The sequence below is a fragment of the Streptomyces sp. NRRL S-920 genome (genome assembly GCF_000717945.1).
Lineage (GTDB): Bacteria > Actinomycetota > Actinomycetes > Streptomycetales > Streptomycetaceae > Streptomyces > Streptomyces alboniger.
The window spans coordinates 16,378-30,349 of the sequence record NZ_JODF01000074.1; the positions used below are offsets into that span (position 1 = coordinate 16,378).

11 protein-coding genes are annotated in these 13,972 nt (G+C 71.8%); 7 read left to right on the forward strand and 4 right to left on the reverse strand.

Features of this window, described 5'->3' with window-relative positions:
- Positions 1 to 744: 744 nt before the first annotated feature.
- Together IG54_RS0132860 and panD are read right to left on the reverse strand one after the other, a co-directional pair.
- Positions 745 to 1,518, reverse strand: a complete 774-nt coding sequence (locus IG54_RS0132860; RefSeq protein WP_030793197.1) for a hypothetical protein — start codon at positions 1,516 to 1,518, stop codon at positions 745 to 747.
- Positions 1,519 to 1,525: 7 nt separating this feature from the next.
- Complete coding sequence (panD, locus tag IG54_RS0132865) at positions 1,526 to 1,954, reverse strand: aspartate 1-decarboxylase (RefSeq protein WP_030793199.1); 429 nt, start codon at positions 1,952 to 1,954, stop codon at positions 1,526 to 1,528.
- A gap of 342 nt (positions 1,955 to 2,296) precedes the next feature.
- On the opposite strand from panD, the gene IG54_RS0132870 reads away from it, so the two are divergent.
- From IG54_RS0132870 to IG54_RS0132890, 5 genes are all read left to right on the forward strand, one after another.
- Positions 2,297 to 3,481, forward strand: a complete 1,185-nt coding sequence (locus IG54_RS0132870) for an alcohol dehydrogenase catalytic domain-containing protein (RefSeq protein WP_030793202.1) — start codon at positions 2,297 to 2,299, stop codon at positions 3,479 to 3,481.
- A gap of 19 nt (positions 3,482 to 3,500) precedes the next feature.
- A complete protein-coding gene (locus IG54_RS0132875) occupies positions 3,501 to 4,514 on the forward strand; it encodes an SDR family NAD(P)-dependent oxidoreductase (protein ID WP_051820270.1) in 1,014 nt (337 codons plus the stop codon).
- Between the two features lie 105 nt (positions 4,515 to 4,619).
- Positions 4,620 to 4,946 (forward strand): hypothetical protein, encoded by a 327-nt coding sequence (locus IG54_RS0132880; RefSeq protein ID WP_030793208.1) that lies wholly within the window; start codon positions 4,620 to 4,622, stop codon positions 4,944 to 4,946.
- A gap of 197 nt (positions 4,947 to 5,143) precedes the next feature.
- On the forward strand, positions 5,144 to 6,715 hold the full coding sequence (locus IG54_RS0132885) for an amidase family protein (RefSeq protein WP_420712305.1): 1,572 nt from the start codon (positions 5,144 to 5,146) through the stop codon (positions 6,713 to 6,715).
- A gap of 20 nt (positions 6,716 to 6,735) precedes the next feature.
- Entirely contained in the window at positions 6,736 to 7,785 is a 1,050-nt protein-coding gene (locus IG54_RS0132890) for a glucose 1-dehydrogenase (RefSeq protein WP_030793214.1), read from the forward strand.
- Here IG54_RS0132890 and IG54_RS0132895 read toward each other — a convergent pair.
- The gene (locus tag IG54_RS0132895; protein ID WP_051820272.1) at positions 7,772 to 8,989 is read right to left on the reverse strand and encodes a metallophosphoesterase; all 1,218 of its coding nucleotides are present in this window, start codon (positions 8,987 to 8,989) and stop codon (positions 7,772 to 7,774) included. The two genes, IG54_RS0132890 and IG54_RS0132895, sit on opposite strands and share 14 nt — an antisense overlap.
- Before the next feature lie 85 nt (positions 8,990 to 9,074).
- The gene (locus tag IG54_RS0132900) at positions 9,075 to 10,952 is read right to left on the reverse strand and encodes an ABC transporter ATP-binding protein (RefSeq protein WP_037898200.1); all 1,878 of its coding nucleotides are present in this window, start codon (positions 10,950 to 10,952) and stop codon (positions 9,075 to 9,077) included.
- Between the two features lie 178 nt (positions 10,953 to 11,130).
- Here IG54_RS0132900 and IG54_RS0132905 point away from each other — a divergent pair, with 178 nt between their 5' ends.
- Together IG54_RS0132905 and IG54_RS0132910 are read left to right on the forward strand one after the other, a co-directional pair.
- Positions 11,131 to 13,446, forward strand: coding sequence for a glycoside hydrolase family 3 N-terminal domain-containing protein (locus IG54_RS0132905; protein WP_030793223.1), 2,316 nt, complete (start codon positions 11,131 to 11,133; stop codon positions 13,444 to 13,446).
- Positions 13,447 to 13,549: 103 nt separating this feature from the next.
- A complete protein-coding gene (locus IG54_RS0132910; protein ID WP_030793225.1) occupies positions 13,550 to 13,741 on the forward strand; it encodes an antitoxin in 192 nt (63 codons plus the stop codon).
- Positions 13,742 to 13,972: the final 231 nt, after the last annotated feature.

The window sequence follows — 13,972 nt, forward strand, 5'->3', positions numbered from 1 at the left end:
GCGACACACGACAAGCCCGCAAGCTAGCCGGTCGGACCAATCCATGACAAGGGCCGCACGCCAAAGGCCTGTTGACCGATCACCCCCTCGAACAAGCCCTGGAGTCACCACAGTTGAACTTCTTACTGGTAGGAGCCACAGCCCTCCTGATCGCGAAAGCAGCACACCGACACCGAACGCCCGTCACCACCAAAGCCCTTGAAGGCCACCCGGACACCACACGGTCAGGACAGCGGCCCCGGCTGAGGCTCGGGCGGCACGGGCTCGGGACCCGGAGGCTTGGGGATCGGCGAGGGCGACGGTTCCGGCGCGGGCCTCGGCTCGGGGTGCGGCACGGGCTCCGGGTCCGGAAAGGGCCCCGGCTCCGGGAGGGGCCCCGGCGGTACGGGATCAGGGAACGGATGGGTCATGAGGTTCCTCCAGCCAGTGTTCCGTCGGCTCCACCCCCGCCTACCCGACACCCCCGCCCCCAAGCCTGACACCATCTGCCGGCGCACGCCCCCGGCTACGCCAGTCGGCCTACGGCCCCGCATCCAGCCGAGACCACAAGACCGTCGGAGGAGGCCCCCACCGGCCCGAGGCCGCAATCGAGACCGGAGGGGACGTGGCGGTATATCCGCCCGGAGCACAGTGGAGCAGCTCCGGCACAGCAAAAGGGCGCCGACACCAAGATGGCGAGGACGGACATACCGCCGCGGCCCCGCCCCACAGACGACGGGACGCGCCCCACAACGGACAGCCGGCCTACACGACCGCAGACGCCCCAGGCACCCCGGCCGCCCCACCCAGGACAGGAGGCACCCGCCCAACGCCCCGCGCCGCCGCAACAACCGCGGCAGCCGCATCCAGCCCCACCCGAGGACTGGACAACACCCGCACCGCCCCCTCCGGAACAAGCCGCTCCGCCCCCGCCATGGACACCTGCGCCAGCACGACCACGTCGGCACCCGCGTCAGCGTCGGCGGCCCGCACCTCGGAGACCGCCCGCGCTACAAGCGCGAGGCACCCCTCCGAGTCCCCCGCCGCAAACCGCTCCCACGCCCCGTCCACCACGACGGCCCGCACCACAGCTGCCCGCCCGGCCTTGCGCGCCTCCTCCTCGACCAGCGCCACGGTGGGCCCCAGTGTGGACTCGACCGTGGCCAGCACGACGACACGCGGCCCCCCGACACGCGCCCCGCCGAGACCCGCCCCGCCGCCGGACGACCCCGCAGCGACGGCCGCAGCCGCCATAGGCCGATCGACCCGCACCACAGGAACCCCCACTTCAGCCCCCAGCGCCTCGGCGACGCCCCCGATGGTGGAGCACGTACACAACACGGCCGCCGCCCCCTCCCCGGCCGCCACCAGAGCGGCCCGCACCTGAGGCGTGACCGCGTCCGGCCCCTCCACCCGAGCCCGTTCGAGCAGCGACTCCACCACGTGGTGCCGCAGCTCAAGGTCCGGATGGTGCGCGTCCCGCAGCCCGTCGAAGACGGGGATATGAACGGACGACGTATGCAGCAGCCCCAGCTTCATTACGCCGTTACCCGAGCCGGGAGAGGCTCAGGGGGCTCCGCACACTCTCCGGGTCCCCCGGCACGCCCTCGCCGGGATCGGCCCCGAGGGCCACCATGCGGTTGGCCTCGTCGACATGCACGACCCGGGGCTTCAGCGCCCGCGCCTCGGCGTCCTCGACCTGGGCGTAGCTGATGATGATCACCTTGTCGCCGGGGTGGACCAGGTGCGCGGCCGCGCCGTTGATGCCGATGACACCGCTGCCGCGCTCGCCCTCGATCGTGTACGTCTCCAGGCGGGCGCCGTTGGTGACGTCGACGATGTGGACGAGTTCGCCGGGCAGGAGATCGGCGGCGTCGAGGAGGTCCGCGTCGATGGTGACGGATCCCACGTAGTGCAGGTCGGCCTGGGTCACCGTGGCGCGGTGGATCTTGGACTTGAACATGGTGCGCAGCATCGAGGAACTCCCGGATTCATGCTCCCTGCCCGCTGAGCAGCGGGTCAAGGGCGGTCTTCACACCCAACGCCCCAAGCCTACGCAACACCCGAACGCACTGCTGCTGTTGGCAGGCTCACACCGATGTGGCTTTGCTGAGTGGGGCGAATAGGCGTCGCCAGAGACGAGTCGCTGTCACCAGAGACAGGTCCTTAAGAACAAGCTGTCACCAGAGACAGGTCGTTAAGAACAAACTGCGGCCGACCGGCCGCCTTCGCATGAGGCCACGGCGCCGGGGAACCCGCGCCGAAAGCCGCTGAACCACGCGGCTTGCGAACCGACAGCCGCCGCGAGGAGAGAGTCATGCGGGCACTGACGTGGCACGGCAGGCGCGATGTACGGGTCGAGACCGTGCCGGACCCTGTGCTGAAGGAACCGACCGACGTCGTCATCCGCGTGACGTCCACGGGGATCTGCGGCTCTGACCTGCATCTGTACGAGGTGATGGGGCCGTATCTGGACGCCGGTGACATCCTCGGTCACGAGCCGATGGGGATCGTCGAGGAGATCGGCTCCGGAGTGACGGAGCTGGCCGTGGGCGACCGGGTCGTCGTGCCGTTCAACGTCTCGTGCGGCGACTGCTTCATGTGCGATACCGGGCTGCACTCGCAGTGCGAGACGACACAGAACCGCGAGCAGGGCATGGGCGCCTCGCTCTTCGGCTACACCAAGCTGTACGGGCAGGTGCCCGGCGGCCAGGCGGAGCTGCTGCGCGTGCCCTTCGGGAACACGCTGCCCATCAAGGTCCCCGAGGGGCCGCCCGACGACCGGTTCGTCTACCTCTCCGACGTGCTGCCCACCGCGTGGCAGGCGGTGGAGTACGCCGCGATCCCGCCCGGCGGCACCGTGACGGTGCTCGGTCTGGGGCCGATCGGCGCGATGGCCGCCCGTATCGCGCTGCACCGCGGGGCGAGCCTGGTGGTGGGCGTGGACCTGGTGCCCGAGCGGCTGAGCCGGGCCTCCCGCGACGGTGTCAAGGCGCTGGACCTGCGCCGCCACGGCAAGGACATCGGCGAGGCGGTGCGGGACCTGACGAAGGGCCGCGGCACGGACGCCGTCATCGACGCCGTCGGCATGGAGGCCCATGGCGCGCCGCTGGTGAAGGCCGCGCAGTGGGGCGTGGGGATGTTGCCCGACGCCGTCGGCGCCAAGGTGATGGGGAAGGTGGGCGTCGACCGTCTGGGCGCCCTGTACGCGGCGATCGACATCGTCCGCCGCGGCGGCACGATCTCGCTCTCCGGTGTCTACGGCGGGGCCGCGGATCCGCTGCCGCTCCTGACGATGTTCGACAAGCAGCTTCAGCTGCGCATGGGCCAGGCCAACGTCAAGCGCTGGGTCGACGACATCCTCCCGCTGCTGACGGACGAGGACCCGCTCGGCGTCGACGGGTTCGCCACCCACCACCTCCCTCTGGAGGAGGGCCCCAAGGCGTACGAGACGTTCCAGGCGAAGGAAGACAACATGATCAAGACACTTCTCCGACCGTGAGCGAACGAAGGAGTCCGTAGTGCGCCAGGCATCAGCTCCCCGCGGCCGCGCCACCGACGATCTCAGCGGGCGGTCGGCGGTCGTGACCGGCGGTTCGCGCGGCCTCGGCCTGCTCATGGCGGACCGGCTGGCGTCCCGGGGCTGCGCGGTCACGCTCGCCGCGCGCGACGGCCGGGAACTGGACCGGGCGCGCGCCAAGCTGCTCCACCGGCAGCCGAGGGCGAGGGTGCGTACGGCGGTCTGCGACGTACGGGAGCAGGCGGAGGTGAGGGAGCTGTTCGCCTCCGCCGACGGCGACTGCGGCGGCGTCGACCTCGTCATCGCGAACGCGGGCATCATCCAGGTCGCTCCGCTGGAGTCCCTGCGGGCCGAGGACTTCGACGACGCGATGCGGTCGATCTTCCAGGGCGCCCTGCATACGGCGCTGGAAGCCCTCCCCTACCTCAGGGAGAGTGCGGGCGGCGGGCGGCTGGCGCTCATCTCCTCCGTGGGCGGTCTCCTCGGCGTCCCGCACCTGCTGCCCTACGCGTGTGCCAAGGCGGCGGTCGGCACGCTCGCGGAGGGGCTGCGGGCCGAGACGGCCGGGTCCGGGGTGAGCGTGACGGCCGTCTATCCCGGCCTGATGCGCACCGGGTCCCATCTGCGCGCCGAGTTCGGCGGCGCGCGGACCCAGGAGTACGGCTGGTTCTCCACGCTGGCGGGCGCACCGCTGGTGTCGATGAACGCGCAGCGCGCCGCCGAGCGGATCGTGCGGGCCACCGTCCGGCGCCGGGCCCGCCTCGTGCTGACCCCCGGGGCGCGCGCGGCCGGCCTGGCGCACGGGATCGCCCCGGCGACGACCACGCGGCTGAGCGGTGTCGTGGCGCGGTTCCTGCCCGACGCGCCCGCTCACCCCCGGGGACTGCGGGAGGGCAAGGACATCGACCCGCCACGCGGACCGGTGTCCGGCACCGTCCAGCGGGCCGGGAGCGCGCTGAACGAAAAGGCCGCCGACGCATACAACGAGCGGGACCGGGACACCCCGAGAGGGTGAGCCCGACGTCCGGGCGCAAGGGGGGGCCGAAACTGGGCGATATGCCCGAAAGGAGGCCACCGGAGCACGCACCGTGTCCGGTGGCCATGAGAGAGCGAGGTCACCATGCCGGCTGGATCCAGCAACAAGCGTGAGCGTCAGTACGAACACATCAAGGAGAGCGCCGAGGACCGGGGAGCCTCCAAGAGCCGGGCCAAGGAGATCGCGGCCCGGACGGTCAACAAGGAGCGGGCCCGTTCCGGCGAGTCCAAGACCGCGAGCAGGACGTCGACGAAGGACCCGAAGTCCGCGTCGCAGCGCGGCGGGGAGCGCTCGCACAGCGGCGCCCAGGGCCCCACGAAGGACCAGCTGTACGAAGAGGCCAAGAAGAAGAACATCGACGGCCGCTCGTCGATGAACAAGCAGCAGCTGAAGAAGGCGCTCGGCCGCTGATCGGACGCTGAGCGAACACCCGGCAGAGCGCCGCGCAGGCGCGGGGGGTCCACGGCGGTCCCGCCGCCGTGGACCCCCGGCCGGGGACGGACGGGCAAGCGCACGGGCGACCCCGCCCGCCGCGGATCGGCTCGCTACCCCCTTGCGCCGGACGCTGTCCGTGTAGTGCGCTGATGCGCATGGGGAAGAAGAGGAGCATGGCCGCAATGACCGCCGCCCTTGTCGCGGGGTCCCTTCTGACAGGCGTACCCGACGCGGGTGCGCGAGCCGCCGGATCCGGCGCCGACAGCGCGGCGCCACCGAGCGGGTCGCCGCACGCGCCCGGCGTCGACCTCGACACCGTGACCATCCCGGAGTTACAGACGCGCATGGCGAACGGTTCGCTGACCTCGGCGGCGCTCACCCGGGCCTATCTGCGGCGGATCGAGAACATCGACCCCAAGATCCACGCGGTGCTGCGTACGAGCCCGACGGCCCTGCGCCAGGCGGCCGCCAGTGACGTCAGGCACCGGCGCGGCAAGACCCTCGGGCCGCTGGACGGCATCCCCGTGCTGATCAAGGACAACGTGAACACGCGCGACATGCCGACGACGGCCGGGTCGCTCGCGCTCGCCGGGAGCCCGCCCCGCACCGATGCCGCGCTGGTGACCCGGCTGCGGAAGGCCGGCGCGGTGATCCTCGGCAAGGCCAATCTGTCCGAGTGGGCCAACTTCCGTGCGGCGAAGCCGACATCGGGGTGGTCGGCGGTGGGCGGGCAGACCAACAACCCGTACGTCCTCGACCGGAATCCGTGCGGCTCCTCCTCCGGCTCGGCGGCCGCGCTCGCCGCGTCGCTGGCGCAGGTGGCGATCGGCACCGAGACGGACGGTTCCATCGTGTGCCCCGCCGGGATGAACGGCGTCGTCGGCCACAAGCCCAGCCTCGGCCTGGTCAGCCAGTCGGGCGTGGCGCCGATCTCCGCCGAGCAGGACACGGCCGGACCCATGGCACGCAATGTGACCGACACCGCGCTCACCTTCTCGGTGCTGAGCGAGGGCCTGCCGGACAGGGGCGCGGCGGCAGGACTCGGCACCGGCCTGCGCGGCAAGCGGATCGGCCTGTGGCGCCTGCCCTCGCTCGGGCCCGACGTGGACGCGGTGATGACCCGTACGGCGAAGAAGCTGCGCGAGGCGGGGGCCGTGGTCGTCGAGGTGACACCCCCCTATCAGGCGCGCCTCGCCGAGCTGGAATTCCCGGCGCTGCTCAGCGAGTTCCACCGCGATATCGACGCCTACCTCGGTACGCGCGAAGGGCCCCGGGACCTCGCCGGTCTGATCGAGTTCAACCGCGCCCACCCCGAGGAGCGGTCCTGCTTCGCCGGCCAGGAGCTGTTCGAGCAGGCCCTCGCCGCGCCGCCCACCACCGACCCCGGCTACCGTGCGATGCGGGCCGAGTTGACGGACCTGTCCCGGCGCTCCATCGACGAGACCATGGCCGGCCATCGCCTGGACGCCATAGTCGCGCCCACCAACCCGCCCGCCTGGACGACCGACTGCGCGCGCGGCGACAACGACGTCATCCCGTCCTCCACCCCCGCGGCCGTCGCCGGATATCCGTCCCTCTCGGTGCCCGCCGGGTCCGTGGGCGAACTGCCGGTCGGGCTGCTGCTGATGGCCGGTGACCGTCAGGATGGCGAGCTGCTGTCGCTGGGGGCCGCGGTCGAGCGCCGGCTCAAGGCCTGGCGGGCGCCGCGCTATCTGCCGACGCTCGGGGCCGGTGGGCCACGATGAGGATCTGATCAGGAGTCGCCATGCGTGCCGTGACCGTCCGTCCTTCGACCGCCCGTTCCGTCGACGTGCGTGAGATGCCCGAACCGGCGCCCGGCGCCGGTGAGTTGCTGGTGGACGGGCTGGCGGCCGGGGTGTGCGGGACCGACAAGGAGATCGTGGCGGGCGAGTACGGGTGGGCGCCGCCCGGCGAGGAGCGGCTGATCCTCGGCCACGAGTCGCTCGGCCGGGTGCGTGAGGCACCCTCGGACAGCGGGTTCGCGGCCGGTGATCTGGTGGTCGGGGTGGTTCGCCGCCCCGACCCGCGGCCGTGCGGCGCCTGCGCGCGCGGCGAGTTCGACATGTGCCGCAACGGCCGCTACACCGAGCGCGGCATCAAGGAGCGCCACGGCTACGCGAGCGAATCCTGGACCGTGGAGAGCGACTACGCGGTCAGGCTCGACCCCGGCCTGGAGACGGTCGGGGTGCTCCTGGAGCCGACCAGCGTGGTGGCCAAGGCGTGGGAGCAGGTGGAGCGGGTCGGCGGCCGCGCCTGGTTCGACCCGCGACGGGTGCTGGTCACCGGGGCGGGGCCGATCGGCCTGCTCGCGGCGCTGCTCGGCGTGCAGCGCGGTCTGGACGTCCACGTGCTCGACCGGGTCACGCGGGGGCCGAAGCCGGACCTGGTCGCGGGTCTCGGGGCGACGTACCACAGCGAGGACATCGCCGAGGTGACCGCCGCGCTCCGCCCCGACGTGGTGATCGAGGCCACCGGCGCGGGCCCCGTCGTCATCGAGGCGATGGCGGGCACCGCGACGTACGGCGTCGTCTGCCTGACCGGCGTCTCTCCCACGGGACGGCGGCTGTCGGTGGACGCCGGCTCGATCAACCGCGACCTGGTCCTGGAGAACGACGTGGTCGTCGGCTCGGTCAACGCGAACCTCCGCCACTACCGCCAGGGCGCCGAGGCCCTGGCGAAGGCGGACCGCGCCTGGCTGGACCGGATGATCACCAGGCGCGTCCCCCTGGAGCGCGCCGCGGAGGCGTTCACCGAGCAGGACGACGACATCAAGGTCGTCATCACCCTCGACTGAGGACCTCACGCCCGGCCGCCGTACGGACGCTGTGCGCGAGGCGGGCCCTGCGGGTGGCGATGTCGACCGTGTACGCGTCCACGGTCATCGCCCGCTCGGACACCTTCAGCACCATGAAGCCGTGGTCGGAGAAGTTCTGCCAGGTGGCGGGGTACCCGAAGTGGGCCTTGCCGTCACCGGCCTTGGAGGCCGCCCCGCACACGATCTGCCGGGTGCCTCCGGTACGGGTGGTCGGCTCCAGGATCTGGAGCGTGTGATCGTGCCCGGACAGGATCAGATCGGCACGCCCGCAGACCACCTCCTCGTACAGCTCCTTGAGGTGGATGCCGCTGGTGTAGTGGCCGATCACGAATCCCTCGTAGGAACCGGCGCTGCCGTGCTTGCCGTTGTTGAGGTACGGGTGGTGGCCGAGGACGATCTTCCAGCGGGCCCGCGACGCCTTGAGAGCACCGTCCAGCCAGCGCCGCTGCTCCCGCATGTAGGGGCCGTTCCACCGGTAGTACGGGTCGAGTTGGGCGACGTACGACGAGACGGGGTTGGTGTCGATGGCGAAGAACTCCACCAGCGGCTCGCCCCGGCCGTGCGCGGGCAGGGCGACGTTGTAGTAGCGGCTCGGCATGTACCAGCGGGGTGACCCCTTGGCGTAGGAGACCTCGCGGTCGCCGCGCGAGGGGTCGCCGCCGCTGCCCGGGATCAGCCCGGAGCAGTCGTGGTTGCCGAGGACCATCAACCAGGGCACGTCCACACCGGAGTTGGGCTCCTCGAACTTGGTGCGGAACTCCGAGTCGTCGGCGGACTCGGGGCCGTTCTCGTAGAGGTTGTCGCCGAGGCCGACCGCGAGGCCGACCCCTTGGGCGCGGCAGATCTCCCGCGCCGCCGCGGCCACCGCGTGCTGCGCCTCCTCGCCCGTACCGGCGTCGCCGGTGAGGAGCACCGCGTACTCCCCGGACCGGCCGGGACCGGTCGGCAGGGGGAACTTGCCGGTAGGCGCGGCCGCCGCGGCCGCCTGGGCCCGCGTGCCGCCCGGCAGGACCGCCAGCGCCGCGGCCCCCGCCATGACCCCGCCGAGCAGGGTCCGCCGCCGGGGCGCCCCCATCTGTCGGACCCGCTCCCCCACCGGCCCTTCGGCGAGCACCGGGTCCGCCCGCAGCCACTGTTCCTCCGTCATGTCCGCCCTCGGCGGTATCAACTCGTCGTCACACATGGGGGGTTTCTCTCACGGGAGGACGTGAGGCTGGTGGGGGAACGATGAACTCCTGGTGGACGTCCGGCCACGGCCGCTCCACACCTCACACCGCCTCCACCGGCCCCTTGGCGAACTGTGTGCGGTACAGCTCCGCGTACCGCCCCTCCAGCGCGAGCAGTTCCTCGTGCGTGCCGCGCTCCACGATCCGGCCCGCCTCGACGACGAGGATGAGGTCGGCGGAGCGCACGGTGGACAGCCGGTGGGCGATCACCACGGCGGTGCGCCCCGCGAGGGCCTCGCCGAGGGCTTCCTGGACGGCGGCCTCCGAGGTGTTGTCGAGGTGGGCCGTGGCCTCGTCGAGGATGACGACCCGCTGGCGGGCGAGGAGCAGCCGGGCGATGGTCATCCGCTGCCGCTCACCGCCGGAGAGCCGGTAGCCGCGCTCGCCGACCACCGTGTCGAGCCCGTCCGGCAGGGAGCGTACGAGGTCTTCGAGCCGGGAGCGCCGCAGCACGTCCCACAGGTCGTCCTCGGTCGCCTCGGGCCGCGCGAGGAGCAGGTTGGCGCGGACGGACTCGTGGAAGAGGTGGCCGTCCTGGGTGACCATGCCGAGGGTGGCCCGCATGGAGTCGGCGGTCAGGTCGCGTACGTCGACGCCGCCGATGCGGACGGTCCCCTCGTCGGTGTCGTACAGCCGTGGCAGCAGTTGCGCGATGGTCGACTTGCCCGCTCCGGAGGAGCCGACGAGCGCGACGGTCTGGCCGGGTTCGGCGCGGAAGGACAGGCCGTGCAGGACCTCGTCGCCGCCGCGGGTGTCGAGCGAGGCGACCTCTTCGAGGGAGGCGAGGGAGACCTTGTCGGCGGCGGGGTAGCCGAAGCGGACGTTCTCGAACTCGATGGCCACGGGGCCTTCGGGGACGGGCACCGCGTCCTTCTTCTCCTCGATGAGCGGCTTCAGGTCGAGGATCTCGAAGACGCGCTCGAAGCTGACGAGGGCGCTCATCACCTCGACGCGCGCCCCCGCCAGGGACGTCAGCGGCGCGTACAGCCGGGTGAGCAGCAGCGCGAGCGAGACGACGGCCCCCGCCTCCAGCGTCCCTGCCAGGGCGAAGTACCCGCCGAGTCCGTAGACCAGGGCGAGCGCCAGCGCCGAGACGAGGGTGAGCGCGGTGATGAACGTGGACTGCGCCATGGCGGTGCGTACGCCGATGTCGCGCACCCGGCGGGCCCGCGCGGCGAACTCGGCGGACTCGTCGCCGGGCCGGCCGAAGAGCTTGATCAGGGTGGCGCCGGGCGCCGAGAAGCGCTCGGTCATCCGGGTGCCCATGGCGGCGTTGTGGTGGGCTGCCTCCCGCTGGAGTCCGGCCATCCGCGCCCCCATGCGGCGGGCGGGGACGACGAACACCGGGAGCAGCACCAGTGCCAGCAGTGTGATCTGCCACGAGAGGGTGAGCATGACGGCGAGCGTGAGGAGCAGGGTGACGAGGTTCCCGACGACTCCGGAGAGCGTGTTGCTGAAGGCGCGTTGCGCGCCGATCACGTCGTTGTTGAGGCGGCTGACCAGCGCGCCCGTGCGGGTGCGGGTGAAGAAGGCGACGGGCATGCGCTGGACGTGGTCGAAGACGGCGGTCCGCAGATCGAGGATGAGGCCTTCGCCGAGGTTCGCCGAGAGCCAGCGGCTCAGCAGTCCGATCCCGGCCTCGGCGAGGGCGATGGCGGCGATCAGCAGGGCGTAGCGCACGATGATCGCGGAGTCGGCGCCGGAGACGATGGCGTTGACAACCTTCCCCGCCAGTACGGGAGTCGCGACGGCCAGCAGTGCGGTGACGACGCTCAGCAGCACGAACTGCCAGATGCGTTTGCGGTGGTGCCGCGCGAAGGCGCCGATGCGGCGCAGCGTGGCACGGGCGAAGGGGCGGCGGTCCTGCTGTGCGTGCATGACGCTGTACAGCTGGTTCCAGGCGGTGGCTTCCATGCTCATGGGAGGAACGTTATGACCTCAACCAAACTTGAGGTCAATGGTTCACCCGCCCGCTTCACTCTCCTCACTCCTGCCCCGTCGCGTCTGTTGACCCGCGTGTATCGGAAACGTACTTTCGCTTCAACTCTTGTGGCCACCACAGAAGTTATCCCCCGCTCCGAGGTGAGAAGGCGAACGCATGCGTGAGGTACGAAGGCGTACTCTGCTGTCCGCGATCGGTGGCACGGCGGTCGCGGGGGGCACGGCGGTCGCCGCCGGAGCAGCGGGGGCGGGCAGCGCCGATGCCGCGCCCGGCCGTGCGGGGCCCGCGGCCACCCGCCACGAGCACCGGATCGAGCGGCTGCTCGGCCGGATGACGGTCGAAGAGAAGCTGGCCCAGCTCCAGCAGCTGCCGTGGGCCTGGGACACCGGTCCCGGCGGCGGTGCCACGAAGGACGTGGAAGACGCGGCCCGTGCGGGGCGGCTCGGTTCGGTGCTGAGTATTCACGGCGCGAGGACCACCAACGCCTTGCAGCGCATCGCCGTCGAGGAGTCCCGGCTCGGCATTCCGCTGCTCTTCGGGCTCGATGTCATCCACGGCTTCTGGACGACGTTCCCGATCCCGCTGGCGCAGGCGGCGAGCTTCGACCCGGACGTGGCGAAGGCGGACGCCGAGGTCTCGGCGAAGGAGGCCCGTTCGAACGGCGTGCACTGGACGTTCTCGCCGATGATGGACGTCACGCACGAGCCGCGCTGGGGCCGCGTCGCCGAGAGCAACGGCGAGGACCCCTACCTGACGTCGGCGTTCGCCGCGGCGAAGGTGCGGGGCTACCAGGGCGAGCCGGGCGGGACCGGCACACCGGGGTACGCCGCGCAGGACCACGTCGCCGCCTGCGCCAAGCACTTCGTCGCCTACGGCGGCGCGGAGGGCGGGCGCGACTACAACACCGTGGACGTCTCGGAGTCGCGCCTGCGCAATCTCTACCTCCCGCCGTTCAAGGCGGCGTTGGACGCGGGCGCGGCCACGGTGATGGCCTCCTTCAACACCATCGGCGGCGTCCCCGGGCACGGCAACACCCACACCCTGACCGACATCCTTAAGGAGGAGTGGGGGTTCGACGGCCTGGTCGTCAGCGACTGGACCGGCGTCCAGGAGCTGATCCCGCACGGCTTCGCCGAGGACGGCGCGGCGGCGGCCCGCCTCTCCCTGAACGCGGGCGTCGACATGGAGATGACCAGCACCCACCTGCTCAAGAACGGCAGGAGGCTGCTCCGCGAGGGGAGGATCAGCGAGGAGCGGCTCGACGACGCTGTCGCTCGCGTCCTGCGCCTGAAGGCCGGTCTCGGGCTCTTCGATGATCCGTACGTGGATGAGGGCGCCGCCGTCGAAGGACCGACCCCGGCAGCGCGCCGGGCGGCCCGCGACAGCGCCGCCCGCTCGATGGTCCTCCTGAAGAACGAGGGCAGGACGCTCCCGCTGAAGCGGTCGGTCACGTCCATCGCGGTCGTCGGCCCGTTCGGCGACTCCGACGACCTGCTCGGCACGTGGTCGCTCCCCGCGGCCGTGAAGAAGTACCCCTCCGTGAAGGTCCTGGACGCGGTCAGGCGTGCGGCGCCGGACGCGAAGGTGACGTACGCCCGGGGTGTGGACCCCGAGGGTGAGGACACCGGCGGCATCCCGAAGGCCGTGTCCGCCGCGAGGTCGGCCGATGTCACGGTCGTCGTGGTCGGCGAGCCGCCCTCGATGAGCGGCGAGGCCGCCGCACGCAGCGACATCGGCCTGCCCGGTGCGCAGGAGAAGCTGGTCGCGGCCGTCGCGGCGACCGGAAAGCCGTTCGTCGTCGTCCTCGTCAACGGCCGCCCGCTGACCGTGGGCGACTGGCTGGGCTCCGCCCCCGCCGTGCTGGAGGCCTGGCACCCGGGCCTCGAGGCGGGGAACGCCATCGCCGACGTCCTGTTCGGCGAGGTGAACCCCGGCGGCAAGCTGCCCGTGTCGTTCCCTCGCGCGGTCGGACAGATCCCGATCCACTACAACCACGAGTCGACGGGCCGCCCCTACGACCCGGACAACAAGTACACGTCGAAGTACCTGGACCTCCCCCCGGGTCCGCAGTTCGCGTTCGGGCACGGCCTGAGCTACACGGCGTTCGAGATCGGCGAGCCGAGACTGAGCCGCGAACGGATCCCCGCGCACGCCCTGCGCAAAGGCGACACCCTGGAGGTGGCGGTGAGCGTCACGAACACCGGGGACCGCGCGGGCGATGAGGTCGTGCAGCTGTACGTCCATGATCTCGCGGCGAGCATCGCGCAGCCGGTGCGCAGGCTGCGCGGGTTCCGCCGGGTCACGCTGGAGCCCGGCAGGTCCCGGACGGTCCGCTTCCGGATCGGCGCCGACGATCTCGGTTTCTGGACGAACGCCCAGGACGGGGAGTTCCGCGTCGAGGAGGGCGCGGTGGACATCTATGTCGGCGCAAGCTCCGAGACCGAGGCCAGGAGGCGCCTGACGATCACCTGAGCGAGGGCCGCCCGGCGCCCGAGCGGGCCGGGGCGGCCCCGGATGCGGTGCGGCCGATGACACCCCATGCTGGTAGCGACGGCTCACACCAAGGAGGCCGAGGATGTCTGTGATGGACAAGCTCAAGCAGATGCTCAAGGGCCACGAGGACAAGGCCGGCCAGGGCATCGACAAGGCCGGCGACTTCGTCGACGACAGGACCCAGGGCAAGTACAGCGGTCAGGTCGACACCGCTCAGGACAAGCTCAGGGACCAGCTCGGCGGTGACCGCGGGCAGGAGCCTCCCCAGCGGTGACGGCAGCCGCCGGCGCTCCGTACGGCTGAGCCCGCGCACTCCCGAGCGCCGCGGGTCGGGGACCAGGTCCCCGACCCGCGGCGCTGTCTCGCGCGCGGTCCGGACTAGGGCCTGGCCGGCGGATCAGGCCGTACTTGGGTGGCGGTCACCTTTCTGCGCTGGTGAGCGGGGTCTGGTGCGTCGAGATGCAAGGCGGAGGAGGGCGGCAACGCGATGGGGGCGCCCCCTGCT

Bases quoted from the DNA above. Each gene is read 5' to 3' on its own strand.
- IG54_RS0132860 (WP_030793197.1), bottom strand. From the start codon at position 1,518: ATGAAGCTGGGGCTGCTGCATACGTCGTCCGTTCATATCCCCGTCTTC.
- panD (WP_030793199.1), bottom strand. From the start codon at position 1,954: ATGCTGCGCACCATGTTCAAGTCCAAGATCCACCGCGCCACGGTGACC.
- IG54_RS0132870 (WP_030793202.1), top strand. From the start codon at position 2,297: ATGCGGGCACTGACGTGGCACGGCAGGCGCGATGTACGGGTCGAGACC.
- IG54_RS0132880 (WP_030793208.1), top strand. From the start codon at position 4,620: ATGCCGGCTGGATCCAGCAACAAGCGTGAGCGTCAGTACGAACACATC.
- IG54_RS0132885 (WP_420712305.1), top strand. From the start codon at position 5,144: ATGGCCGCAATGACCGCCGCCCTTGTCGCGGGGTCCCTTCTGACAGGC.
- IG54_RS0132890 (WP_030793214.1), top strand. From the start codon at position 6,736: ATGCGTGCCGTGACCGTCCGTCCTTCGACCGCCCGTTCCGTCGACGTG.
- IG54_RS0132895 (WP_051820272.1), bottom strand. From the start codon at position 8,989: ATGTGTGACGACGAGTTGATACCGCCGAGGGCGGACATGACGGAGGAA.
- IG54_RS0132900 (WP_037898200.1), bottom strand. From the start codon at position 10,952: ATGAGCATGGAAGCCACCGCCTGGAACCAGCTGTACAGCGTCATGCAC.
- IG54_RS0132905 (WP_030793223.1), top strand. From the start codon at position 11,131: ATGCGTGAGGTACGAAGGCGTACTCTGCTGTCCGCGATCGGTGGCACG.
- IG54_RS0132910 (WP_030793225.1), top strand. From the start codon at position 13,550: ATGTCTGTGATGGACAAGCTCAAGCAGATGCTCAAGGGCCACGAGGAC.